The organism is Actinacidiphila yanglinensis, assembly GCF_900107965.1.
Classification (GTDB): Bacteria; Actinomycetota; Actinomycetes; order Streptomycetales; family Streptomycetaceae; genus Actinacidiphila; species Actinacidiphila yanglinensis.
Map to the genome: position 1 here is coordinate 596,410 of NZ_FNVU01000002.1, position 25,781 is coordinate 622,190.

15 protein-coding genes are annotated in these 25,781 nt (G+C 72.6%); 8 read left to right on the forward strand and 7 right to left on the reverse strand.

Annotation, left to right across the window (positions count from 1 at the left end):
• Positions 1 to 210: 210 nt before the first annotated feature.
• On the reverse strand, positions 211 to 1,911 hold the full coding sequence (gene treS / locus C4U44_RS06525; RefSeq protein WP_103884634.1) for a maltose alpha-D-glucosyltransferase: 1,701 nt from the start codon (positions 1,909 to 1,911) through the stop codon (positions 211 to 213).
• Positions 1,908 to 3,893 (reverse strand): alpha-1,4-glucan--maltose-1-phosphate maltosyltransferase, encoded by a 1,986-nt coding sequence (locus C4U44_RS06530; protein ID WP_103884635.1) that lies wholly within the window; start codon positions 3,891 to 3,893, stop codon positions 1,908 to 1,910. Before C4U44_RS06530 ends, treS begins: the two co-directional genes overlap by 4 nt.
• A gap of 605 nt (positions 3,894 to 4,498) precedes the next feature.
• On the opposite strand from C4U44_RS06530, the gene glgP reads away from it, so the two are divergent.
• A complete protein-coding gene (glgP, locus tag C4U44_RS06535) occupies positions 4,499 to 7,120 on the forward strand; it encodes an alpha-glucan family phosphorylase (protein WP_103884636.1) in 2,622 nt (873 codons plus the stop codon).
• Positions 7,121 to 7,259: 139 nt separating this feature from the next.
• On the opposite strand, the gene C4U44_RS06540 is transcribed toward glgP, so the two are convergent.
• The gene (locus tag C4U44_RS06540; protein ID WP_103884637.1) at positions 7,260 to 7,475 is read right to left on the reverse strand and encodes a cold-shock protein; all 216 of its coding nucleotides are present in this window, start codon (positions 7,473 to 7,475) and stop codon (positions 7,260 to 7,262) included.
• A gap of 205 nt (positions 7,476 to 7,680) precedes the next feature.
• Here C4U44_RS06540 and C4U44_RS06545 point away from each other — a divergent pair, with 205 nt between their 5' ends.
• The 3 genes from C4U44_RS06545 (at position 7,681) to C4U44_RS06555 (ending at position 12,361) form a co-directional block, all read left to right on the forward strand.
• The gene (locus C4U44_RS06545) at positions 7,681 to 8,436 is read left to right on the forward strand and encodes an SDR family NAD(P)-dependent oxidoreductase (protein WP_103884638.1); all 756 of its coding nucleotides are present in this window, start codon (positions 7,681 to 7,683) and stop codon (positions 8,434 to 8,436) included.
• Positions 8,437 to 8,573: 137 nt separating this feature from the next.
• Positions 8,574 to 10,403: an ABC transporter ATP-binding protein gene (locus C4U44_RS06550; protein ID WP_103884639.1), complete on the forward strand. Its 1,830-nt coding sequence runs from the start codon at positions 8,574 to 8,576 to the stop codon at positions 10,401 to 10,403.
• Complete coding sequence (locus tag C4U44_RS06555) at positions 10,400 to 12,361, forward strand: ABC transporter ATP-binding protein (RefSeq protein WP_103884640.1); 1,962 nt, start codon at positions 10,400 to 10,402, stop codon at positions 12,359 to 12,361. Before C4U44_RS06550 ends, C4U44_RS06555 begins: the two co-directional genes overlap by 4 nt.
• Before the next feature lie 142 nt (positions 12,362 to 12,503).
• On the opposite strand, the gene C4U44_RS06560 is transcribed toward C4U44_RS06555, so the two are convergent.
• The 3 genes from C4U44_RS06560 to glgX form a co-directional block, all read right to left on the reverse strand.
• Positions 12,504 to 15,116 (reverse strand): beta propeller repeat protein, encoded by a 2,613-nt coding sequence (locus tag C4U44_RS06560; protein ID WP_103884641.1) that lies wholly within the window; start codon positions 15,114 to 15,116, stop codon positions 12,504 to 12,506.
• A 112-nt stretch (positions 15,117 to 15,228) separates the two neighbouring features.
• Positions 15,229 to 16,515 carry an MFS transporter gene (locus C4U44_RS06565; protein ID WP_235031884.1) on the reverse strand — a complete coding sequence of 429 codons (1,287 nt, stop codon included), beginning with the start codon at positions 16,513 to 16,515 and terminating at the stop codon, positions 15,229 to 15,231.
• An 87-nt stretch (positions 16,516 to 16,602) separates the two neighbouring features.
• A complete protein-coding gene (glgX, locus tag C4U44_RS06570) occupies positions 16,603 to 18,933 on the reverse strand; it encodes a glycogen debranching protein GlgX (RefSeq protein WP_103884787.1) in 2,331 nt (776 codons plus the stop codon).
• A 271-nt stretch (positions 18,934 to 19,204) separates the two neighbouring features.
• On the opposite strand from glgX, the gene C4U44_RS06575 reads away from it, so the two are divergent.
• From C4U44_RS06575 to C4U44_RS06590, 4 genes are all read left to right on the forward strand, one after another.
• Complete coding sequence (locus tag C4U44_RS06575) at positions 19,205 to 20,149, forward strand: L,D-transpeptidase (RefSeq protein ID WP_235031841.1); 945 nt, start codon at positions 19,205 to 19,207, stop codon at positions 20,147 to 20,149.
• A gap of 306 nt (positions 20,150 to 20,455) precedes the next feature.
• A complete protein-coding gene (locus C4U44_RS06580; RefSeq protein ID WP_103884789.1) occupies positions 20,456 to 21,631 on the forward strand; it encodes a L,D-transpeptidase in 1,176 nt (391 codons plus the stop codon).
• Between the two features lie 204 nt (positions 21,632 to 21,835).
• Positions 21,836 to 22,612, forward strand: a complete 777-nt coding sequence (locus C4U44_RS06585) for an enoyl-CoA hydratase/isomerase family protein (protein ID WP_103884642.1) — start codon at positions 21,836 to 21,838, stop codon at positions 22,610 to 22,612.
• Positions 22,613 to 22,693: 81 nt separating this feature from the next.
• The gene (locus C4U44_RS06590; RefSeq protein ID WP_103884643.1) at positions 22,694 to 23,227 is read left to right on the forward strand and encodes an ATP-binding protein; all 534 of its coding nucleotides are present in this window, start codon (positions 22,694 to 22,696) and stop codon (positions 23,225 to 23,227) included.
• A gap of 904 nt (positions 23,228 to 24,131) precedes the next feature.
• Here the strand turns inward: C4U44_RS06590 and C4U44_RS43415 are convergent.
• A complete protein-coding gene (locus C4U44_RS43415; RefSeq protein ID WP_103884644.1) occupies positions 24,132 to 25,619 on the reverse strand; it encodes a helix-turn-helix transcriptional regulator in 1,488 nt (495 codons plus the stop codon).
• Positions 25,620 to 25,781: the final 162 nt, after the last annotated feature.

Consider the following 25,781-nt stretch of genomic DNA (forward strand, 5'->3'; position numbering starts at 1 on the left):
CGGCGACACGGGGAGCCTGCCCCGGGCGGGTGACAGGAAACCGCCGTACGGGCTGCTGCGGGTTTCGCTTGATCGTCCCAAAGGTGCGGGCCCCCCGCACCTCGGGCGGGTGAACGTAACCTCGCGGAGGGCACCCGTAACCTCCCGGGTGACGGAACGTTACGCCGGGCGGCCGGTGCAGCGGGGGGCCGGTTCGCCCGGCCCCCGCCGTCAGGACGGGTCGCGGCGCAGCCGGAACCAGTAGAAGCCGTGCCCGGCCAGGGTGAGCAGGTACGGCAACTGGCCGATCGCCGGGAACCGCACCCCCCCGATCAGCTCCACCGGGTGGCGGCCCGCGTACTGCCGCAGATCCAGCTCGGTGGGCTGGGCGAAGCGGGAGAAGTTGTTCACGCACAGCACCAGGTCGTCGCCGTCCTCCCGCAGGAAGGCGAGCACCGCCGGGTTGCTCGACGGCAGCTCCGTGAACGAGCCGACCCCGAACGCCCGGTTCTGCTTGCGGATCTCGATCATCCGCCGGGTCCAGTGCAGCAGGGAGCTGGGGGAGCTCATCTGCGCCTCGACGTTGGTGACCTGGTAGCCGTAGACCGGGTCCATGATGGTCGGCAGGTAGAGCCGGCCGGGGTCGGACGAGGAGAACCCGGCGTTGCGGTCCGGGGTCCACTGCATGGGGGTGCGCACCCCGTCGCGGTCGCCGAGCCAGATGTTGTCGCCCATGCCGATCTCGTCGCCGTAGTAGAGGATCGGCGAGCCGGGCAGGGACAGCAGCAGCGCGGTGAACAGCTCGATCTGGTTGCGGTCGTTGTCCAGCAGCGGGGCCAGCCGGCGGCGGATGCCGATGTTGGCGCGCATCCGCGGGTCCTTGGCGTACTCCGCGTACATGTAGTCGCGCTCTTCGTCGGTGACCATCTCCAGCGTCAACTCGTCGTGGTTGCGCAGGAAGATGCCCCACTGGCAGGTCGCGGGGATGGCCGGGGTCTTGGCCAGGACCTCCGAGACCGGGTAGCGCGACTCGCGGCGCACCGCCATGAAGATCCGCGGCATCACCGGGAAGTGGAACGCCATGTGGCACTCGTCGCCGCCGGCCCGGAAGTCGCCGAAGTAGTCGACCACGTCCTCCGGCCACTGGTTCGCCTCGGCGAGCAGCACCGTGTCGGGGTACTGCGCGTCGATCTCGGCCCGCACCTTCTTCAGGAAGTCGTGGGTGCGCGGCAGGTTCTCGCAGTTGGTGCCCTCCTCCTGGTAGAGGTAGGGCACGGCGTCCAGCCGGAAGCCGTCGATGCCCAGGTCCAGCCAGAACTTCAGGGCGGCGAGGATCTCCTCCTGCACCCGCGGGTTCTCGTAGTTGAGGTCCGGCTGGTGGGAGAAGAAGCGGTGCCAGTAGTACTGCTTGCGGACCGGGTCGAAGGTCCAGTTCGACGTCTCGGTGTCCACGAAGATGATCCGGGCGTCCGAGAACTGCTTGTCGTCGTCCGCCCAGGTGTAGTAGTCGCCGTACGGCCCGTCCGGATCGCTGCGGGAGGCCTGGAACCACGGGTGCTGGTCGCTGGTGTGGTTCATGACGAAGTCGATGATGACGCGCATGCCGCGCTGGTGGGTGGCGTCCACGAACTCGACGAAGTCCGCGAGGTCGCCGAACTCGGGCAGCACCGCCGTGTAGTCGGCCACGTCGTACCCGCCGTCCCGCAGGGGGGAGGCGAAGAACGGCGGCAGCCACAGGCAGTCCACGCCGAGCCATTGCAGGTAGTCGAGTTTGGCGGTGATCCCCTTCAGGTCGCCGACGCCGTCGCCGTTGCTGTCCTGGAAGGAACGGACGAGGACTTCGTAGAACACCGCCCGTTTGAACCATTCGGGATCACGGTCCTTGGCGGGGGTGTCCTCGAACGTGTCAGGAACGGGTTCGTTGACGATCAACTGAGTGACCCTCCGATCGATGGAGACGGTCGCAGCGACAGAACGTGCGCGGGCGCGCGGCCCGGCTCGAGGCGCACATAGTTGTCCCTGCCCCAGTGGTAGGTCCGACCGGTGAGCTCGTCGCGCACCGGGAACGACTCGTGCCAGGAGAGCCCGAGCGCCGGCATGTTCAACGACACGGTGGCCTCCTGGGTGTGGAAGGCGTCCAGGTTGACGACCACCAGTACGACGTCGTCCCCGCGCCGCTTCGAGTAGGCGATCAGGGCCTCGTTGTCCACCGGGTGAAACGTGATGTCCCGCAGCTGCCGGAGCGCCGGATGGCGGCGGCGCAGCCGGTTGAGCGTGGTGAGCAGCGGCGCCAGCGAGCGCCCGGCGGCCTCGGCACCGGACCAGTCGCGCGGCCGCAGCTCGTACTTCTCGGAGTCGGCGTACTCCTCGCTGCCGGGGTGGGCGGGGGTGCCCTCGCAGAGTTCGTAGCCCGCGTAGACCCCCCAGCTCGGGGAGAGGGTGGCGGCGAGCACGGCGCGGGCCTCGAACGCGGGCCGGCCGCCGTGCTGCAGGTAGGCATGCAGGATGTCGGGGGTGTTCACGAAGAAGTTCGGCCGCATGTAGGCGGCCGTCGGCCCGCTGAGCTCCTGGAGGTACTCGGTGAGCTCCGCACGGGAGTTGCGCCAGGTGAAGTAGGTGTACGACTGCTGGAAGCCGATCTTGCCGAGGGTGCCCATCATCGCCGGGCGGGTGAACGCCTCGGCGAGGAAGATCACGTCGGGATCGGTCCTGTTGATGTCGGCGATCACCTTCTCCCAGAACACCACCGGCTTGGTGTGCGGGTTGTCGACCCGGAAGATCCGGACGCCGTGCGCCATCCAGTGCCGCAGCACGCGCAGCGTCTCGCGCACGATGCCGGCGAAGTCCTGGTCGAAGGAGATCGGGTAGATGTCCTGGTACTTCTTCGGCGGGTTCTCGGCGTAGGCGATGCTGCCGTCGGCGCGGTGCGCGAACCACTCCGGGTGCTTCTCCACCCAGGGGTGGTCCGGCGAGCACTGGAGCGCGAAGTCCAGCGCGACCTCCAGCCGCAGGTCGCGCGCGCGGGCCACGAAGTCGTCGAAGTCGTCGAGGGTGCCCAGGTCCGGGTGGACCGCGTCGTGGCCGCCTTCGGGGGAGCCGATCGCCCAGGGCGAGCCGACGTCGTCGGGCCCGGCGGTCAGGCCGTTGTTGCGCCCCTTGCGGAAGGCGGTGCCGATCGGGTGGATCGGCGGCAGGTAGACCACGTCGAAGCCCATCGCGGCCACCGCGGGCAGCCGCTCGGCCGCGGTGCGGAAGGTGCCCGAGCGCAGCCGCCCGTCCGGCCCGGTCGTCGCGCCCTCGGAGCGCGGGAACATCTCGTACCAGGACCCGAACAGGGCGCGCTCGCGCTCGACGTGCAGGGGCATCGGCCGGGAGGCGCTGACCAGTTCGCGCAGCGGGAAGCGGTCCAGCGCCTCGACCACCTCGGGCCGCAGTGCCGCGGCGTGCCGGGCGGCCGGGCTGAGGGCGGCGTCGCGCAGCGCGTCGACCGCGGCCAGCACCGCCGGCCGGCCGTCGCCCTTGGGCACGCCGGCGGCGGCCCGCTCGTGCAGCTGCGCACCCTCGGCGAGCACCAGTTCGGTGTCGATGCCGGCCGGGATCTTGATGCCCGCGGTGTGCCGCCAGGTCGCCACCGGGTCCGACCACGCCTCCACCGTGCAGGTCCAGCGCCCTTCGGCCGTCGGAGTGACGTACGCCCCCCAGCGGTCGGTGCCCTGCGCCAGCTCCCGCATCGGGGTCCACGGCCCGGAACGGCCCGCGGCATCCCGCAGCACCACGTTCGCGGCCACCGCGTCGTGGCCTTCCCGGAAGACGGTGGCGGTCACCTGGAAGCGCTCGCCCACCACCGCCTTGGCGGGCCTTCGGCCGCAGTCCACGCACGGGTGGACATCGACGACGGGGATACGACCGATCATTTCCTCACCTGACAGCTGGTAGGGGACTGACGCGACGCGTGCGCGGGTGGCCTCGGTGCACGGCGGGTATCCAGGGCCCCGAGGAAAGGGAGCCCCCGCTACTTTTTAACTGTTCTTGGCCGAACCGGCTCGCCCGCGAGGTCCCTCGCAGAGGGGTTCACCCGGGTGGCCGCCGGTGCGGTGGTGCACATGTCGGAGCCTGCCCACGCTTCCGGGCGGGAACGCACTCTCTGACGCCGTTTCGGTAGCGCGCGGCGAGTGCGCGCATTCGTGGTGACCGTTCCGCCGACCGGCCGCACCCCTTACGCGCACCCGACGCGCCCTGTTCACGCCCCTCAACGCGCCCCCGCGTACGCCTGCGAGTACGCGAACGCCGCCGGAGAGCCGTCCGCACGCCGTCTCGTTCAAGCCACCAGCATCGCACCCGCCCGCCCCGCCCGCCCACCTCCGCAACCTGCTGCGGAGATCCGCACCGGCCCCCGCCGAACGCGCCCGCGCGCCGGCGGGGCGCACGTCTGCCTCGGTGAGCCGCCGTTGGTGCGTTTGGCCCCGAAGATCGCGCGCAACGTGCCCGGCCCCCGGCCCGCGGGGCTACGGTCGAATACGTGAAGGCAATCCGTCGATTCACCGTGCGCACCGTCCTGCCGGAACCTCTGCGCCCGCTGGGGGAACTGGCTTCGAACCTCCGCTGGTCGTGGCACCACGAGACCAGGGACCTCTTCCAGAGCGTCGACCCCGCGGGTTGGCGGGCCGCCCAGGGCGACCCGGTCCGGCTGCTCGGCGCGGTCTCCAAGGAGCGGCTGGCCGCGCTGGCCGGCGACCGCCGCTTCCTGCGCCGGCTGAACGCCGCCGCCGAGGACCTCGCCGACTACACCGCCGGCCCCCGCTGGTACCAGGACCAGAGCGACCTGCCGGCCGCCATCGCCTACTTCTCACCCGAGTTCGGCATCACCTCGGCGCTGCCGCAGTACAGCGGCGGCCTCGGCATCCTCGCCGGTGACCACCTCAAGGCCGCCAGCGACCTGGGCGTGCCGCTGGTCGGTGTCGGCCTGCTCTACCGGCACGGCTACTTCCGGCAGAGCCTGTCCCGCGAGGGCTGGCAGCAGGAGCACTACCCCGTCCTCGACCCCAACTCGCTGCCCGTCGGCCCGCTGCGCGAGCCCGACGGCAGCCACGCCCAGGTCACCCTCGCGCTGACCGGCGGCCGGACCCTGACCGCGCGGATCTGGAGCGTCCAGGTCGGCCGGGTGCCGCTGCTGCTGCTCGACTCCGACGTCGAGTCCAACCAGCCCGCCGAGCGCGACGTCACCGACCGGCTCTACGGCGGCGGCAGCGAGCACCGCCTGCTCCAGGAGATGCTGCTGGGCATCGGCGGGGTCCGCGCCGTCCGCGCCTACTGCCGGATCACCGGCCACCCCGACCCCGAGGTCTTCCACACCAACGAGGGCCACGCCGGCCTGCTCGGCCTGGAGCGGATAAGAGAACTGTCCCACGAAGGGCTCGACTTCGACGCGGCCCTGGAGGCGGTGCGGGCCGGCACCGTGTTCACCACCCACACCCCGGTCCCGGCCGGCATCGACCGCTTCACCCGGGATCTGGTCGCCCGTCACCTCGGCGACGGCGGCGAGCTGCCGGGCGTCGACGTCGGCCGCATCCTCGAACTCGGCCGCGAGACCTACCCCGGCGGTGACCCCGACCTCTTCAACATGGCCGTCATGGGCATGCGGCTGGCCCAGCGGGCCAACGGCGTGTCCACCCTGCACGGCGCGGTCAGCCGGGAGATGTTCGCCGGGCTGTGGCCCGGCTTCGACCCCGACGACGTGCCGATCACCTCCATCACCAACGGCGTGCACGCCCCGACCTGGGTGGCGCCCGAGGTGCTGCGGCTGGGCGGGCGCCAGTTCGGCCCCTCGCGCGCCGAGGACGCGCTGATGATCGGTGGCGCCGAGAGCTGGGCGGCGGTCGCCGACGTGCCCGACGCCGCGGTGTGGGAGCTGCGCCGCACCCTGCGCGAGCAACTGGTCGAGGACGTACGTCGCCGGCTGCGGGCCTCCTGGCGGCAGCGCGGTGCCAATGACGCCGAACTCGGCTGGACCGACCACGTCCTCGACCCCGACGTCCTGACCATCGGCTTCGCCCGCCGGGTGCCCTCCTACAAGCGGCTCACCCTGATGCTGCGCGACCAGGAGCGGCTGGCGGCGATGCTGCTGCATCCCGAGCGGCCGATCCAGATCGTGGTCGCGGGCAAGGCGCACCCGGCCGACGACAGCGGCAAGCGGCTGGTCCAGGAGCTGGTGCGGTTCACCGACGACCCGCGGGTCAGGCACCGCATCGTCTTCCTGCCGGACTACGACATGCGGATGGCCCGCACCCTCTACCCCGGCTGCGACGTCTGGCTCAACAACCCGCTGCGCCCGCTGGAGGCCTGCGGCACCTCCGGGATGAAGGCCGCCCTCAACGGCTGCCTCAACCTGTCCGTCCTCGACGGCTGGTGGGACGAGTGGTACGACGGCGAGAACGGCTGGGCGATTCCCACCGCCGACGGCGTGGCGGACGAGGACCGGCGCGACGAGCTGGAGGCCGCCGGGCTGTACGACCTGCTGGAGCAGCAGGTCGCCCCACGCTTCTACGACCAGGGCAGGCACGGCATGCCGCAGCGCTGGATCCAGATGGTCCGGCACACCCTGACCACGCTCGGCCCCAAGGTGCTCGCCGGGCGGATGGTCCGCGACTACGTCGGGCAGCTCTACGCCCCCGCGGCCCGCTCGCACCGCGCCGTGCAGGGTGAGGACGCCGTCGAACTCGCCGGGTGGAAGCGGCGGGTGCGGCAGGAGTGGCCGCGGGTCGCGGTCGACCACGTGGAGACGGACTTCGCCGAGGGACCCGGGGAGGGGGTCGCGGAGATGGGCTCCACCCTGACGCTCCGGGTGCAGGTCGCGCTCGGCGGCCTCGACCCCTCCGAGGTGGACGTCCAGTTGCTGGCCGGGCCGGTGGACACCGCCGACCGGCTGCGCGGGCCGGAGGCGATCCCGCTCAAGCCGGTGGCGCGCACGGACGTCGAGGGCCGCTTCACCTACGAGGGCCCGCTCACCCTGGACCGGACCGGGCCCTTCGGCTACACGGTGCGGGTACTGCCGGCGCATCCCCTGCTGGCCACCTCGGCCGAGCTGGGGCTGGTGACGTTCCCGCCGGAGGCCGAGGGCATGACGGCGGGGGTGCTGCGCTAGTGCCGTGACCGGAAAGGTTCACCGGCTCACGGCGCCCGGCGGCGCCGGGCACGCGTGGCCCGGCAACGGGGAGGCCCGCACCGAACTTCTCGGTGCGGGCCTCTGGTGAGCCGCTGGGGGTGAAGCGGTGCGGCCGGGCTCAGACCGTGCTGTTCACCATGCGGATGTTCTCCGCCTGCGGGCCCTTGTTGCCCTGGGTGACGTCGAACTCCACTTTCTGACCCTCCAGTAGCTCCCGGTAGCCGGTGGCCATGATGTTGGAGTAGTGGGCGAAGACGTCGGAGCCGCCGCCGTCCTGCTCGATGAAGCCGAAGCCTTTTTCCGAGTTGAACCACTTCACGGTTCCGGTTGCCATATCCATCTCCTACGGGTGGTGCGGGTTTCCAAAACCGCACTGTACGGAATCGGGCACCGAGGGATGATCACCCCACACCGGAGGAAAATGGCAAGAGTCGTTCCGGCTGACGGCCAATCAGATGACCCCGCAGCCGCTGCGGCCCGGGAATCCGGGGTCGGATTACCGCCAGACCCGGACGGCCGCGCTCGGCAGGATCAGGCGCATGGAGCACACGCAGACCACACAACTGGCGGGCACGGCGGCCCTCGTCACCGGCGGCAGCCGCGGCATCGGGCGGGCGGTCGCCCTCGCCCTCGCGGGTGCCGGGGCCGACGTCGCGCTGACCTACCGCGCGGACGAGGGCGCCGCCAAGGACGTCGCGGAGCGGATCCGCGGGATGGGCCGCACCGCCCTGGCGATCCAGGCGGACGCCGCCGACCCGCAGGCCCCCGCCGCGGCCGTCGACCGCGCGGCCGAGGCACTCGGCCGGCTCGACATCCTCGTCAGCAACGCGGCGGTCTACCCGACCGGGCCGATCGAGGACTTCGACGCGGACGCGTTCGACCGGATCGTCGCGGCCAACGTGCGCGGTCCCTATCTGGCCGCCCGTGCCGCCCTCGCCCACCTGCCCCGCGGCGGGCGCATCATCGCCATCGGCAGCAACGTCGCCGACCGGACCCCCTTCCCCGGGCTGACCCTCTACGCGCTCACCAAGACCGCCCTGGTCGGCCTCACCAAGGGCCTGGCCCGCGACCTCGGCCCGCGCGGCATCACCGTCAACCTCGTCCACCCCGGCGCCACGGACACCGACGCCAACCCGGCGGACGGGCCGTTCGCCCCGACCGTCCGCGGCCTGACCGCTCTCGACCGCTACGCCGATCCGGCCGAGATCGCGGCCACCGTCGTCCACCTCGCCTCGCCGGCCGCCTCCTACACCACCGGCGCCGCGATCCACGTCGACGGCGGGTTCACCGTCTGACCGCGGCCGGCGGTCGCCGCGTACGAGCCCGACCCGCCTGACCTGGGGCGCGGGGCCGGGGGCCGGGCGGGCGTCGGGCCCACAGTCGGCCGGAAAACCGGATGAGCGTTGTCACAGGGTGGGCCTAGTGTCGACAAGTGACCTCTCCCACCAGCGACACGACCGCGCCCGACAGCCCGCACCGATCCACCGTCCACTCGCTGGTGAGACTGTGGCCCTATGTCAGACCGGTGCGGGTGAGACTCGCGGTCTCCGCGGTCGTCGCGGTGGCCGCGTCCTGCATGTCGCTGTTCATCCCGCTGGTGCTGAAGTGGATGGTCGACGGGCCGGTCCAGGACCGCGACCCGGGCGGGGTCTGGCTCGGCGGCGGGCTGGTGCTGCTGCTCGGGCTGCTGGAAGCCGGCCTGTTCGGGGTCCGCCGCTGGCTGGTGGCCCGCCCGCTGGCCGGCGTCGAGGCGGCCATGCGCAAGGACCTCTACGAGCACTTGCAGCGCCTGCCGGTCGACTTCCACGACCGGTGGGCGTCCGGCCAGCTGCTCTCGCGGGCCACCATGGACCTCCAGATCCTCCGGATGTTCCTCGCCTTTCCGCTGGTGTTCCTGGTCGTCAACGGGGCCACGATCCTGATCGGCTTCGCGATCCTCTTCACCCAGGCGTGGCTGCTCGGGCTGGTCCTGCTCGCCCCGGCCGTCCCGCTGATGATCCTCTGCTCGTACTTCGAGACCAGCTACGCGCTGGCCGCCCGGCGGGCCCAGGACCAGGCCGGCGACCTGGCCACCCTCGTCGAGGAGTCGGTGCTCGGCATCCGGATCATCAAGGCGTTCGGCCGGCACCGCAGCCAGGCGAACGCCTTCCGGCGGCAGACCCGCGAGCTGTGGGACACCGAGATCCACAAGGCGCGGCTGCTGTCCAACATCTGGGCGGTCATCATGACGCTGCCCGAGATCGCGATCGGTGCGGCCCTGGTGATCGGGTCGCTCCAGGTCGCCGACCACAAGCTGTCGGCGGGCACGCTCGTCGCCTTCCTGTCCACCGCGCTCGCGCTGCGCTGGCCGGTGGAGTCGATCGGCTTCCTGCTCGCGATGAGCAACGAGTCGGCCACCGCCGCCGACCGCTACTTCGAGGTCAGGGACACCCCGGTGGTGTCCGACACCGACGGCACCGGCGCGGGCGCGCGCCCCGATGGCATCCGGCTGGAGGGCGTGCGCTTCCGCTATCCCGACGCCCCGCCGCACACTGCCGAACTGCTGCGCGGCATCGACCTGCACATCCGTCCCGGCGAGACGATGGCGCTGGTGGGCGCCACCGGCTGCGGCAAGACCAGCCTCACCGCGCTGCTGCCCCGGCTGCACCGCGCCACCGGCGGCCGGATCACCCTGGACGGCGTCGACACCGCCGAACTGAGCGGCGACCGGCTGCGCGAGCTGGTGGCCGTCGCCTTCGAGGAGCCGACCCTCTTCTCCGCCTCCGTGCGGGAGAACGTCGCGATGGGCGCGGGCCCGGCCGGGGCCGGCGAGGAGGACGTGCGGCGGGCGCTGGCCGTCGCGCAGTGCGACTTCGTCGACGCGCTGCCGCAGGGTCTCGACACCCAGGTCGGCGAGCAGGGGCTGAGCCTCTCGGGCGGGCAGCGGCAACGGCTCGCGCTGGCCCGGGCGGTGGTCGGCCGCCCGCAGTTCCTCGTGCTGGACGACCCGCTGTCCGCGCTCGACGTGCACACCGAGGCGCTGGTCGAGGCGGCGCTGCGCGAGGTCCTGCGGGACACCACCGCGCTCGTCGTCGCCCACCGCCCCTCGACCGTCATGCTCGCCGACCGCGTCGCCCTCCTCGCCGACGGCCGGATCGCCGCCGTCGGCAGCCACGCCGACCTGCTGCGCGACAGCGCCGAGTACCGCTACCTGATGTCGGGCGGTACACCGGAGCACGACGACGACGCACTCTCCGCGCTCGAAGGGAGCGACGCCCGATGACCTCCTCGGCCGCCACCGAGACCGGGGCGACCCCGGACACCCCGGATACCCCGGAACCCGGGGACTCCCCGGCCCCCGCGGACGCCCACCCGGCCGGCTCGGACACGGACACCGGCGCGGCCCCCGGCACGGGCAGCGGCTCCGGTACGGGCGCGGGTGCCGTCGTGGACCCGTTCGACCGGGACATCCTGCCCGCGCCGCGCAACGCCCAACTCCTGCTGCTGCGCTCGCTGCTGCGGCCGCACGCGCGGCGGGTGTGGACCGCCGCGATCTACCTGCTGGTGCAGCAGGCCGCGGTCCAGGTCGGGCCGCTGCTGGTCGCGTACGCCATCGACCACGCCATCCCCGCGGTGCGCGACGGCCGGCACGGCGCGCTGATCGCCGTGGCCTGCGGCTACATCGGCTGCGGTATCGCCTCCGGCGTGCTGCAGCGGGTGTTCATCAGGATCGCCGCCCGGGTCAGCCAGGACGTGCTGGTCGACCTGCGCGGGCGGATCTTCCGGCACGCGCAGACACTGAGCCTCGACTTCCACGAGCGCTACACCTCCGGGCGCCTGATCGCCCGCGCCACCTCCGACGTCGAGTCGATCCGCGAGCTGCTCAACGACGGCCTCGACGAGCTCATCGAGGTGGTGCTCTCCGGCATCTACATCACCGCCCTGCTGCTCTTCCTGGACTGGAAACTCGGCCTGCTCACGCTGGTGTCGTACGGCCCGCTCTACCTCGCGATCCGCAGCTACCAGGGGCGCGCCGTCGAGGCGTACCGCCGGCGCTCCACCGCGATCGCCGCGGTCATCGTGAAGTTCACCGAGACGATGAACGGCATCCGCCCGGTCAAGGCGTTCCGCCGCGAGCAGCCCAACGACGAGGCGTTCGCCGAGCTGAACGCCCGGCACTACCGCGCCAACGGCGACGCGATCCTGGAGATGGCCCGCTACGTGGTCTGGTCCCGGCTGATCGCCAACATCACCATCGCCGGGATCGTGCTGTGGGGCGCCTACCGGGTGGCCGGCGGCGGGATGGCGCTCGGCGTGCTCGCCGCGTTCGTGCTCTACCTGCGGCGGCTGTACGACCCGATCGACCGGCTCGGGATGTTCCTCAACTCCTACCAGTCCGCCGCCGCGTCGCTGGAGAAGATCGCCGGGCTGCTCGCGCAGGCGCCGACCGTGCCCGAGCCCGAGCAGCCGGTGCCGCTGCCCGCCCGCGGCGAGGGCGTGCTGCCCGGCCGCGAGGTCGTCTTCGACGAGGTGCGGTTCGCCTACCGCACCGGCGGCGAGGTGCTGCCCACCTTCGACCTGCGCATCCCCGCCGGGCAGATCGTCGCCGTGGTCGGTGCGACCGGCGCGGGCAAGTCCACGCTGGCGAAACTGCTGGCGCGCTTCTACGACCCGACCGACGGCCGGGTGCTGCTGGACGGCGTCACCCTGTGCGACCTCGGCCGCGACGACCTGCGCCGGGGCGTGGTCATGGTCACCCAGGAGGCGTTCCTCTTCTCCGGCACCGTCGCGGAGAACATCACCATCGGGCGGCCCGACGCCACCCGCGAGGAGGTCGAGGCCGCGGCGAAGGCGATCGGCGCGCACGACTTCATCACGGCCCTGCCCGACGGCTACGACACCGACGTCCGCAAGCGCGGCGGCCGGATCTCCGCCGGGCAGCGCCAGCTCGTCGCGTTCGCCCGCGCCCTCCTCGCCGACCCGGCCGTGCTCATCCTCGACGAGGCGACCTCCTCCCTCGACGTCCCGGGCGAGCAGGCCGTCCAGCACGCCATGGACACGGTGCTGCGCGGCCGCACCGCGGTGATCATCGCGCACCGCCTCTCCACCGTCGAGATCGCCGACCGCGTCCTGGTCATGCGCGCGGGCCGGGTGATCGAGGACGGCACGCCCGCCGAACTCATCGCCGACGACGGCCACTTCGCCGGGCTCCACCAGGCCTGGCAGGACAGCCTGGTGTAGGGCGGTCGACGCGGCGGGGCCCGGACCGTCCGGTGGGAGGACGGTCCGGGCCCGCGGCGTCACCCGATCAGAGCCGCAGAGCGGCCCATCGGTGCCACCTCACCGGTGCGGGGCCTCCGACAACGGCGCCCACGACCGGCGTTCACGAGCGGGGCAGGGCGATGGAGTACAGGCCGCGGCCGTGCGTGGCGGCGTAGATCCGCCCGTCCGGCCCGGACTTGAGCTGGAGTACGGCGACGGCCGGGAGCTTCCCGACGCGTTGCCACCCGGTGCGGTGCGGCGCCCGGTAGACCACGCCGAGGTCGGTGGCCAAGGCGAGTCCGCCGCCGGGCAGGGCCAGCAGGGAGTCGGCGGGCACGTCCGGCAGGTTCGCCGAGATGTCCTTCCAGGTGGTGCCGCCGTCGGTCGACTCGAAGACGTGGCCCGTGCCGGCGCCGGGGCCGTCGGTCCAGTGCCGGGAGAAGCCGTTGACCGCGAGGTAGACGTGGTTGGCGTTCGCCGGGTCGATGGCGAGTCCGGACAGGTAGCGGTTCGGCACGCTGCCGTCGGCTCCGGTGGCGGGCAGCGCCACCTGGTGCCATCCGGTGCCGTCGGCGTTGCCGACCGCGATGCCGCGGGTGAAGCCCTGGCTGTCGCACGGGCCGCACCAGGCCGCGTAGACCTTGCCGCCCTGCGCGGCCAGGGCGGTGGCCACATGGCCGGTGCCCAGGTCGAAGGCGTCGGTCCACTCGTCCCCGCTGCGGATGGCGTAGCCGTGCGTCTGCACCCACACGTGCTGGCCGCCGGCCACCCAGGTGTCGCTGTCGCGGGTGTCGGTGGTCAGGGGGGCGGTGAACCGGGCGGCCCCGGTCGCGTTGTCCGGCGGGGCCACGTCGTAGCTGGTGATCCTGGACGGGTCGTCCACCCACGAACCGTCGTTGACCGCGCAGTTCTGGGTGACGTTGACCGCCAGGTAGACGTACTCCTGCGCGATGTCGCAGCCGTCGGCGGGATCGGTGAGGGTGTCGCCGCCGTCGCCGCCGAAGTTGGAGCCCATCACCTTGTCGCCGGGACGCAGAATGGACTGGCCGTTGTCCTGGAGGCCGCCGTTGATCGCCAGGCCGTGACCGGACGGGTCGGCGCCTACGCCCACGGAGTAGTACTGGAGGGTGTCGATGGTGCCGTCGTTGGTCGACACCCAGTCGGTGGCGTGGCCGTCCGCGTCCTGGCTGCCGTTCAGCGGCCGCTTGTACACCCCGCCGTCGTCGCCGACGTAGACGAAGGGGGCGCCGTGGTAGCTGCCGACCGCGACCGCGTGCTGGTCGGGGTGCGTGGTCGGGTTGCAGTCACCGGTCTGCCGGGACGGGTCGATGCTCCAGCACGGGAAGCCGAAGTTCCAGTACGGGCCCACGGCGGACCAGTTGGCGCCGCCGTCCTTGGTCTCGAAGACCTCCTCCAGGCCGGCGTAGACGTGGTCGGGGTCGGTCGGGTCGACCTGGAGGAACTCGTTGTACCAGGTCTGCGTGCCGGGCGGGTCCAGCGCGGAGCCGGAGTCGGCGAGCTGGTCGGCGTCGGCGATGCGGGTCCACGGTCCGAAGGGGTCACCGGATCGGGAGACGTAGATCCCGTCCAGGTTGGTCTCCGCGCCGCTGCTGAGCGCCTCGGGCGACTGGTTGATCGCGTAGTAGCGGGAGCCGTCCGCGGACCGGGCGAAGGTCACGTTGCCCACGTCCTCCGGGTCCGTGGGCAGGTCGCCCAGCGAACCCACCTTCGTCCAGGCGCCGTTCTTCTTCGCGTAGAAGCCGTTGTAGGTGTCGCCGCTGCGCCATCCGACGGCCAGCAGGACCTTCGAGGGGTTCTTCGGGTCGATCGCCACGTCGTTGGTGATGTTCTTGTAGGGCGCGGCGGGGTCGTTCGCCAGCGGACCGCCCGGCAGGTAGGCCGGGTTGGGCGCGTACTGGAGCTTCCACGGGCCGCGCAGGTCTGTGGTGGAGTGGCTCCACACGCCCTCGCTGGTCGCGGCCCACACGGTGCCGCCGCCGAACCGCAGGGTGTGGATGGTGGTGGAGTCCAGCTCGCTGCCGCCGACCCGGTCGTACGCGCTGAAGGTGCCGGAGTGCGGGTGCGTCAGGACGTACACGCCGCTGCCGAGGTAGGCGTCCGCGTTCGTCGTGGCCTCGCCGGTGCCCAGCCAGAGCCGGCCCGTGCCGTCCAGCGCGAGGGCGCCGGTGGACTGGGTGGGCAGCTGGTCGCTGATCGGCGTCCAGTGGCCGCCCCCGGTGGCCGAGCGCCAGACACCGCCGCCCGCGCTGCCCTCGTAGACGTAGCCGTCGTCGTCGGCGGCCAGCGCGGCGGTCCGGCCGGTCACCAGGCCCGAGCCGCCGCTGGAGTTGGAGTCGTAGTCGCGGTAGCGCGGGTCGTCGGAGTCGTACGGCAGGCCGGTCAGGTGCTTCCAACTGCCGCCGGTGCCGGTCAGCTTGGTGAGGTCGTTCCAGGCGGAGCCGAAGGCGCCGGGCGCGACGGTGCCCGGCGAGGTGCGGGCCTCGGCGAACTGGGCCGCGCCCTCGGAGATCTCGTCGGACTCCTCGCCGCCGTCGTCGTCACCGCCACCGCCGTCCCCGTCGTCGGCGGGCGAGGCGGTGACCTTCGCGTCGAACGACCGCGGGTGGGCGGTCGGGTGGCCGGGCGCGGCACTGGCCGGCAGCGCGAACAGTGCGGCCACCGCGGTGACGGCTGAGATCGTCAGCCAGCGTCTCCTGCGGTTCGGAACGTTCACATGTCCTCCCCTGAACGGAACGGATGGTGCTCCTGGGCACCAGACCTGATCACGGGGAGCGGCGAACTGACCCTCGCGCGAGGTGATTTGGTGAAATCTTGACGAGTTCGTGTCAGTGCGGCGTGGCCGACTTGGCGCGCCCCAGGGTGCGGACCGGGCGGATGGACAGCAGGGTGGCGGCGACGATCAGGGGGACCACACCGCCGGCCAGCAGCACGTGGCGGGCGCCGAACGCGGTGGACGCGGGGCCGGCCAGGGCCTGGCCGACCGGGACCATGGCGATGGAGCCGGCCACCTCGTAGGCGTGGATGCGGTTGAGGATGTCACCGGGTACCTGGGTCTGCACGCTGGTGGCCCAGTTGACGCCCCAGTACGCCGAACTCGCCCCGGCCGCCAGCACGCAGCAGGCGATCGCCCACACCGGCAGGCCGAGCCCGACCGAGGTCGGCATCAGCGCGGTGCCGAACAGCGCCATCGAGCCGGCCCGCAGCGGGCGGGCCGCCCGTACCCGCATCGCGCACACCGCGCCGACCGCGGTGCCCGCCCCGAGCGCGGAGTTGACCAGGCCGTACGCGCCCGCGCCGTGCGCCGGGATGATCTGGGCGGCGGCCAGCGGGGTGTAGGGCCCGATGGTGCACACCATATAGAGCATCCACACCAGGATCACCGACCACATCCAGGTGCGGGCGAGGAACTCCCGCCAGCCCTCGGCCAGATCGGCCCGGAAGGTCGAGGCCGCCGCCGCCAGCCGCGGCGGCAGCGCCGGCAGCCGCAGCGAGATCAGGCACAACGCGCTGGTGAGGTAGGTCGACGCGTGGACGGCGAACACCACGCCGGTGGAGGTGAAGCCGATCAGCACACCGGCGAGCGCGGGCCCGATCAGCGAGGCGATCGACTCGGCGGTGCGGGTCGCGCCGTTGGCGCCCTGCACGTCGGTCGACACCCGCACGATGGTGCTGGCCACCCCGGGCTGGAACATCGCCGCACAGGTGCCGTTGACCACCGCGATGACGGCCATCTCCCACAGCCGGACCTGGTGGGTGGTGAACAGCACGGCCGCGGTGGACTGCGAGCAGACCCGGACCAGGTCGGCGCCGATCATCAGCCGGCGGGCGTCGAACCGGTCGGCGAACACCCCGCCGAAGACCACGAATCCGGCGAAGCAGGCGGTGGACGCGGCCATCACCAGGCCGATGTCGCCGGCCGAGTAGCCGTATCCCAGCAGCCCGGCCGACAGCGCGACGGGCAGCATCGTGTCGCCGAGCATCGCGACCGCGCGGGCGCTGAAGAAGAACCGGAAGTTGGCCGACCACAGCCCGCCGGCCGGCGGACGTGGCGAAGGCCCCGAAACGGCGCGCGCGGCTTCGGGGCCGGAGTGCGGAGAGCTCACCCCGCCAATATGGACTGGACCAGTCCGAAGGTCCACAGGGTTCTGACCTGCGAGACGGAGGTAACGCCCCGGCCCGGCGGGCTGCTTCCCCCGCACTCAGGCGCGCACGGCCGGTCTGACCCGCAGCAGCCGCACCGAGCGCGCCTCGACCGTCACCGCGGCCCCGGAGGCCACGGGCTGCCCGGGGCCGGCCGCTTGCGCGGGCACCCCTGGCGCACCTGCTGCCCGGGCCCGCCCGGGCGGATCCTCGCGCGCGGTGTCCAGCACCTCGTCGTACCCGGACGCCCACGGCGGGCCGGGCAGCGTGAACTCCACCGGCCGGTGGTCGGCGTGCACGATCAGCAGGAAGCTGTCGTCCACCACCGGCTCGCCCCGCGCGTCCCGCTGCGGGATGTCCTGCCCGGACAGCAGCATCCCGAGCGTCGCGGACGGCGCGAACCAGTCCGCCTCGGTCATCTCCCGCCCGGCCGGGCCGAACCAGGTCACGTCCCGCAGCCCCTCGGGCGCCAGCGACATGCCCGAGAAGAAGCCGCCGCGGCGCAGCACCGGGTGCGCCCGGCGCAGCGCGATCAGCCGCGCGACCAGGTCGACCAGCCCCGACCAGGCCGGGTCGTCGCGCAGCGACCAGTCGACCCAACCTGTCTCGTTGTCCTGGCAGTAGGCGTTGTTGTTGCCGCCCTGGGTGCGACCCATCTCGTCGCCGGCCACCAGCATCGGGACCCCGGTGGACAGCAGCAGCGTCGCCAGCAGGTTGCGCACCTGGCGGTGGCGCAGCGCCAGGACGTCCGGGTCGTCGGTCGCGCCCTCGGCGCCGCAGTTCCAGGACCGGTTGTCGTCGGTGCCGTCGCGGCCGTCCTCGCCGTTGGCGTCGTTGTGCTTGCCGTTGTGGCTGACCAGGTCGCGCAGGGTGAAACCGTCGTGCGCGGTGACGTAGTTGACGGAGGCGTACGGCCGCCGGCCGCCCCAGTCGTACAGGTCGCTCGACCCGGACAGGCGGTAGCCGAGGTCGCGCAGGTCGCCGGTCGCGCCGCGCCAGAAGTCCCGTACGGTGTCGCGGAACCGGTCGTTCCACTCCGTCCACAACGGCGGGAAGGAACCCACCTGGTAGCCGCCGTCGCCGACGTCCCACGGCTCCGCGATCAGCTTCACCCGGCGCAGCACCGGATCCTGGGCGATCACCGCGAGGAACGGCGAGAGCATGTCCACGTCGTGCAGGGAGCGGGCCAGCGCGGCGGCCAGGTCGAAGCGGAAGCCGTCCACGCCCATCTCGGTGACCCAGTAGCGCAGGCTGTCGGTGATCAGGCGCAGCACGTGCGGCTGCACCACGTTGAGGGTGTTGCCGCAGCCGGTGTAGTCGGAGTAGCCGCGCGGGTCGGGGCCGAGCCGGTAGTAGCCGCGGTTGTCGATGCCGCGCAGGGACAGCGTCGGGCCGCCCTGGCCGCCCTCGGCGGTGTGGTTGTAGACCACGTCGAGGATCACCTCGATGCCCGCCGCATGCAGGGCCCGCACCATCCGCTTGAACTCGCCGACCTGCTCGCCCCGGCTGCCGCTGGCGCTGTACGCGGCGTGCGGGGCGAAGTAGCCGATCGAGTTGTAGCCCCAGTAGTTGCTCAGCCCGCGGCGCAGCAGGTGCTCCTCGTCGGCGAACTGGTGCACCGGCAGCAGCTCCACCGCGGTGACGCCCAGCCGGGTCAGGTGGTCGATCGCGGCGGGGTGCGCGAGCCCGGCGTAGGTGCCGCGCAGTTGCGGCGGGATGTCGGGGTGCCGCCGGGTGAAGCCGCGCACGTGCAGCTCGTAGATGACCGTGTCCGACCAGGGCGTCTTCGGGCGGTGGTCGTCCTCCCAGTCGTCGGCGTCGTCGACCACCACGCCCTTGGGCACGTACGGCGCGGAGTCGCGGTCGTCGCGCACGGTGTCGGCGACGTCCTGCTCGGGCCAGTCGCGGGCGTGCGCGTAGACCTCGGGGACCATGCCGAAGTGGCCGTCCACGGCGCGGGCGTACGGGTCCAGCAGCAGCTTCGCCGGGTTCCAGCGGGCGCCGGTCCACGGGTCCCACCGGCCGCCGACCCGCAGGCCGTAGCGCTGCCCGGGGCGCACGCCGGGCACGAAGCCGTGCCACACCTCGTGGGTGAGGTCGGTGAGCGGGGCGCGGGTCTCGGTGCCGTCGTCGGCGAACAGGCACACCTCGACGGACTCCGCGCCGCCCGCCCACAGCGCGAAGTTGGTGCCCGGCGTGCCGTCCGGGCCGGTGTGGAAGCGGGCGCCCAGCGGCTGCGGGGAGCCGGGCCACACCGGTGCGAGGGGCGGAGGAGCGCCGGCCGCCGCGGTACGGCCGCGGGCGCGGGTGCGGCCGCGGGGGAGGGGCGGTGCGGCCGGGGCGCCGGGCGGGCCGGCCGCCGGCGCGTCGGGTAGGGCCGGCTCCGGCACCTCGCGGGCGCCCGGCTCCACCACTTCACGGACTCCCGGCGCCGGGCGCGGGAAGGACTCCGCCCGCCCGGCGGCGCCGAACTCGCGCGTCTCGGACACGTGTCTGCCTCCCACGGCTCCGGCACGGATTCCGGCGCTGCCAGGCGTCCCGTGCCCGGCGGCCGACCGTGTCCCTGGAAGGAGTGTTCCCCTCAGGGGTGGCCCGTCACCCCGATGCCGCCCCGCAGTCACCAACCCGGCGCCGGGTCGTTGACCTTGCGTGACAGGTCTGGTGACGCGCGCACAGCGCGCAACGAAGGGCCCGGTCGCGGTGCTCGCCGCGGCGGTGGCGGCGCTGGCGGTGCTGACCGCCGGATGCGGCTCGGGCGGCGGTTCCGACGACAAGGGGAAGATGTCGGCGAGTCCGGGGCCGTCGACGACACCGCCGACGTTCATCGGGGTGTTCTCCCCGGAGAGGGGGACGACCGTCGGCACCGGGATGATCATCTCCCTGGACTTCACCCGGCCGATCGCCGACCGGGCCGCCGTCGAGCGCGGGATCAGCGTGACCAGCGTGCCGCCGGTCGAGGTGACCGGGCACTGGTTCGGCGACGAGCGGATCGACCTGCGCCCGGCCCGGTTCTGGCGGCCGGGCACCCGGGTCACCCTGCACCTGCGGCTGCGCGGGGTGCGGGGCGCGCCGGGGGTGCGCGGCACCCAGTCCAAGGACGTGTCGTTCTCCATCGGGCGCGACCAGCGCAGCACCGTGGACGTGGCCGACCACATCATGACCGTGGTCCGCGACGGCCACCTGCTGCGCCGGCTGCCGATCTCGGCGGGCAGCGCCCGGCACACCACGTACAACGGGATCATGATGATCTCCGAGAAGTACGCGGTGACCCGGATGAACGGCAGCACCGTGGGCTTCGGCGGGGAGTACGACATCCCGGACGTGCCGCACGCGATGCGGCTGACCAGCTCCGGCACCTTCGTGCACGGCAACTACTGGTCGCCGCCGCAGGTGTTCGGCACCGAGAACGTCAGCCATGGCTGCGTCGGGCTCCAGGACCGCAAGGGCGGGGGCGCGGACACGCCCGCCGGGTGGTTCTACGGCGAGTCCCTCATCGGTGACACCGTCGACGTGGTGAACTCCCCGGACCGCACGGTCGCCCCGGACAACGGGATGAGCGGGTGGAACCTGACCTGGCCGGAGTGGACCGCGGGCTCCGCGCTCTGAGCGGTGCCCCCTCGTACGGCAGGTCGAAACGTCACTCCGGCGGCGGCGGATCCGTACAGGTGACCGCCTGTGCTCGCGCGGCTGAACCGGGCGTTGAGAGGAAGCGACTTCCGGGTAGACACCCGGACAGCACTTGGGACGGAACGGTGACAATTCCGTGGCATCAGCTCGGGGTCCATATGGTTGTCTTGCGCTGGCAGGGGGACTTCGGGTGTTTCGCGCGGTAGGGGAGTAGGGACGTTGAAGCCGATAGGGGTGGCGTCGCGTGCCAGACGGCATGCGGCCGCGGCGCTGGTGCTCGGGGCGATGATGCTGGCGGTGACCGCGTGCGGTCCCGACGGCGGCGGCAGCAAGGCCGCGAGTTCCGGCAGCGACGGCAAGGGCGGGGGTGCGTCGACCAGCGCACCGGACACGACCGTCTCGAAGGCCGTCGTCGACATCTCGCCCAAGGACGGGGCGAGCAACGTCGCCACGACCGGGGCGCTCAAGGTGTCGACCACGGGTGGCAAGTTGTCCTCGGTGACCGTGAAGGACGACAAGGGCCACGCGGTGGACGGCAGCATCACCTCCGACGGCCTGGGCTGGGCGCCGTCGGGGCATCTGAACACCTCCACCGAGTACACGGTGGACGCAGCCGCGAAGGACTCCGCGGGCCGCGAGTCCGACAAGCACGCGACCTTCACCACCATCGTGCCGAAGGACACCTTCATCGGGTTCTTCACGCCGGAGGACGGTTCCACCGTCGGCGTCGGCATGGAGGTGTACCTCAACTTCAACCGGCCGATCACCGACAAGAAGGCGGTCGAGGCCGGGCTGAGCGTCACCGCGTCGCCGTCCGTGCCGATCGCGGGCCACTGGAACGGCGACACCCAGCTGTTCTTCCGCCCGCAGGACTACTGGGCGGCCGGCACCAAGGTCACCCTCAAGCTGAACCTCGACGGGGTGGAGGGCGCGCCCGGCGTCTACGGCAAGCAGGACAAGTCGGTGCACTTCACCGTGGCCCGCCGCCAGGTCAGCGTGGTGGACGCGGCCAAGCACACCATGACCGTCTACCGCGACAACAAGGCGATCCGCACCATCCCGATCTCCTCCGGCGCCCCGGCGCACACCACGTACAACGGCAAGATGGTGATCTCGGAGAAGTACATCAAGACCCGGATGAACGGTGACACGGTCGGCTTCGGCGGGGAGTACGACATCCCGGACGTGCCGCACGCGATGCGGCTGACCAACTCCGGCACCTTCATCCACGGCAACTACTGGGCGGCGACCTCCGTCTTCGGCCACAGCAACACCAGTCACGGCTGCGTCGGCCTGCACGACGTGCGCGGCGCCGGCGACTCGAGCACCCCGGCCGCCTGGTTCTACAACAACTCGATCATCGGGGACGTGGTCCAGGTGACCAACTCCCACGACAAGACGGTCCAGTGGTGGAACGGCCTCAACGGCTGGAACATGCCCTGGAGCCAGTGGACTGCCTGATTGTGTTCGCTCGCCTCCGGGCGCTTTGACCCGGTGTCGACGGTCGATCATGCTCAGTCCCTCCTTCGTCGGGGCTTGCGCGTGTTCTCCCTTTCGACACCGGCGCGCCCTTTGGCTCGCTCACCGTGGTTGGCCCTCGGAACCGGCTGATGTCGCGGCCCGTCCCCCTTCGTCGGGGGCGGGCCGTCGTCGTACGCTCCGGTCATGACTGAGACCGCAGTGACCCTCGATGTCGACGACGGTGTCGGCACCATCCGGCTGGACCGGCCGCCGATGAACGCGCTGGACGCGGCGATGCAGGATCTGCTCAAGGAACTGGCCGAGCAGGCCGCCGCGCGGGCGGACGTGCGGGCGGTGGTGGTCTGGGGCGGCCCGAAGGTGTTCGCGGCGGGTGCGGACATCAAGGAGATGCGGGCCATGTCCTACCAGGACATGGTGGACCGCTCGCGGGGCCTGCAGGACGCCTTCACCGCGGTGGCCCGCATCCCCAAGCCGGTGGTGGCGGCCGTCAACGGGTACGCGCTGGGTGGCGGTTGCGAGCTGGCCCTGTGCGCGGACATCCGGATCGCCGCGGAAAACGCCAGGTTGGGCCAGCCGGAGATCCTGCTCGGGCTGATCCCGGGCGCCGGCGGCACCCAGCGGCTGGCCCGGCTCATCGGCCCGTCCCGCGCCAAGGACCTGATCTTCACCGGCCGGACCGTGGACGCGGCCGAGGCGCACACCCTCGGCCTGGTCGACCGGGTGGTCCCCGCCGAGGAGGTCCATGCCCAGGCGCTGGCCTGGGCCCGGCAGCTGGCCCGCGGTCCGGCGTACGCGCTGCGGGCCGCGAAGGAGGCGGTGGACGCTGGCCTCGACACCGACCTGACCAGCGGACTCACCCTCGAACGCACCCTGTTCGCCGGGCTGTTCGCGACCGCCGACCGCGAGGAGGGCATGCGCAGCTTCGTCGAGAACGGCCCGGGCAAGGCGGAGTTCGCCTGACCCGCCCGCGGGGTGACGCCGGTTCAGATGAATTCCCGGGGTTACCCGGCGAAGCCGTCCCGTTACGGCCATGATGAAGGCATGGCGGGACGGGGTGGCGCGGAACGGCCGCGACAGGTGGAGCACGTCGCGGGGACGGCTTCGTTCCCGGACGCGGACGACCCCGGTGAGGCCGACGACCCCGACGACGCAGCCGACGCGGCGGCGAAGGCGCTGGAGCTGCTGGGCGACCCCTCGATCGAGGAGGTCCGCCTCACCTCCCGCCCCGAGTCGGCCTCCGCCGCCCGCCGGCTGTCGCTGTCGGTGGTGCGGAAGTGGGGCCTGCCGCACCTCGCCGACACCGTGGAACTGCTGGTCTCGGAGCTGGTCGGCAACGCGGTGCGGCACACCGGCGCGCGGACGTTCGGACTGCGGATGCACCGGCGGCGCGGCTGGGTGCGGGTGGAGGTGCGCGACCCGTCGCGGGGGCTGCCCTGCCTCATGCCGGTGCGGGAGCTGGACACCAGCGGGCGCGGGCTCTTCCTGGTGGACAAGCTCTCCGACCGCTGGGGCGTCGATCTCCAGCCGCGCGGCAAGACCACGTGGTTCGAGCTGCGGGTGATCGACCGGATCTGAGGAGGATCGGGAAAAGTGGGGCCGGAAGAGGAAGAGGCCCTCCGCGCGTCGGGGGGGATGACAGCGGAAGGGCCTCTTCAACATCGCCGCGAAGCAGGGGGGGTGTTCCGCGGCGTCCGGGGAACGGCCGAGCTCGGGTCTTCGGCGGCCGTTGCTCTCGACTCTCGCACGGTTCGGGGTGCGAGGGCAAGTTCGGGAAGCGTGTCTCTCGCCACAAACCGGGCATATTACTTGACGATGCAAGGGTGACATGTGCCACCGCCTTGTAAATGATGGCTAAAATCTCTCATTACCTTTTCATATAGAGAATGCTTATGTGACTGGTGGGATCCTGTCAGGGTCCACCCTGAGACGAGGGTGGGGTATGCCCCCGGACGAGTTGGGGGATGAGCCGGATGGGCCGCACCACGCCGCCGCGAGAGAGTCGGGGGGTCGGTCGGCAACATGAGGAGAACCCCGTGGCAGGCACCATGACAGCAACCGCGACAGGCGGCGGCAGCGCGGCGGCACGCGCCGTTCCGGCCTTCGTCCGGTTCGTCGTCTTCGGCGGCGGGGTCACCCTGCTGGGCAGCGGCGCGCTGCTGCTGATCGGCGATCGCGCACCGGTCGCCGCCGCCAACGCGGTCGTCACCGTCGTCACCACCCTGCTCGCCACCGAACTGCACACCCGCTTCACCTTCCGGCGCGGCCGGGCGAGTTGGAGCGACCACTGCGCGAGCGGGCTGACCGTCCTGCTGTCGTACCTCTTCACCACCGGCGCGCTGATCGGCTACGACGCGTGCCACACCGGCGGCGGCGCCCTGGTGCGGCAGGGCGTCTACCTCGCCGCCTCCGGGGCCGCCGGGATCGCCCGCTTCCTGCTGCTGCGTTACGTCTTCGCCCGCACCCGCCGCGTTCCCCGCGCTCAGTCGCCGGCCGCGCGCAGGGTGCGCACCGCGTGGGCCGGGCGGGCCGCGGCGGCCGCCGTGCCGTTCTCCCGGGCCGCCCGCGCGCTGCGCACCCCGCTTCCCGCGCCGGGCCGCGGACCCGAGCCGGTGTCCTTCACCGGGCCCGTCGCGTCCGCCTGAGCCGGGATCGCCGCCCCGAGGCCCGGGGCCAGGTCAGCGCCGTGGGCCATGGCCGCGGCCTCCCCGCGCGAGCCCGCGCCGAGCTTGCCCAGGATGTTGGCGACGTGGAACTTCACCGTCGACTCGCTGATGTGCAGCTCCGCCGCGATGTGGCGGTTGCGCCGGCCGAGCGCCAGTTGCTCCAGCACTTCCCGCTCCCTGGGGTGCAGCGACGCCAGCGCGTCCTTCGTCCCCGGCGGCCCGCCGGCGGGCGCCGCGACCGGCGGGTCCAGCGGCACCGTCAGCGTCACCGCGGTGCCCCAGCCGGGCAGCGCGTCCACCTCGACCCCGCCGTCCAGCGCGGCCAGCCGGTCCGGCACCCGGTGCGACTCCAGCGCGTCCAGCCCCAGCAGCCCGGGGCCGTCGTCGCGCACCACCGCCCGCAGCCTCTCCTGCTCCAGGGCCCAGCCCACGTGCAGCCGGGCCGGCTCCTCGCCCTGCTCCAGCATCGCCAGCACCGCGCCGCGCACCGCGGCCCGCGCGGCGTGCGCCACGTCCGCCGGCAGCGTCCGCCGCGAACCGGGCGGGCGCAGGTCCAGGGCGACCGGGCTGTAGCGCAGCAGCGCCCGCAACTCGTCGGTGAGCCGGCCGAACGCCGCGTCCGCCGGCTCCTCGCTCATCGTGCGGTCCAGCTCCAGCCCCGCCCTGGTCTCCACCAGCGCCGCCACCGCGAGGTCCACCGCCGCCCGCCGGGCCGTACGGTCGTCCAGCGACGGCGCGCGCAGGGCGCCGAGGATCGCCGACAGCGCGCTGGCGTGCGTGTCCGTCAACTCCGCGATGGCCCGCGCCCGCGCGCCGGCCGCCGCCCGGGAACTGGCCGTCGTCACCGGTCCCGCCTCCGCGGTGAGCCGCCGGGTGTGGGTCATCACCACGTCCCACAGCGCCTGGGTCACCGCCGCCGCGTCCTCCTCCAGCGGTTCGTCCGAGGCGCGCACCACCGCGAGCAGCGAGAGCACGTGCGTGCCCGGCACCACCACCGCCACCGCGAGCACCGGCCGCCGCCCACCGGCGAGTTCCGCCTCGCCGAGCCACGGCGTCCCCACCGTCACCCGCTCCGCCAGCCGCCCCAGCTCGGCCGCGGTGATCCGGCCGGTCAGCTCGGCGTTCCCGGCGAACTGCGTCGGCGTGAAGGCGCACACGCTGGCCAGCCGGGCCAGGCCCACATGCGGCACGACGTCCGCCAGCGCCTCCGACAGCCGGTCCATGGTGTCGGGGAGCGGCGCGGACATCACCGTCAGCGCGCGGGCCAGCGCGTCCTGCGGGCGTTTCCAGCCATGCGTCTGCATGCGCTCCACCGTACGGCGTCACCCGACCGGGCGGACTGGTCTTTCGGCCAGGCGAAACCCTCCCAAGAGCCGGTCGGATCGGGGCCGTCGGGAGGGATGCTGGACGAGGCGGCGCCCGACCGGGGACCTTCCGGAGAGCCCGCCGCCCTCGCTCACGCAAGC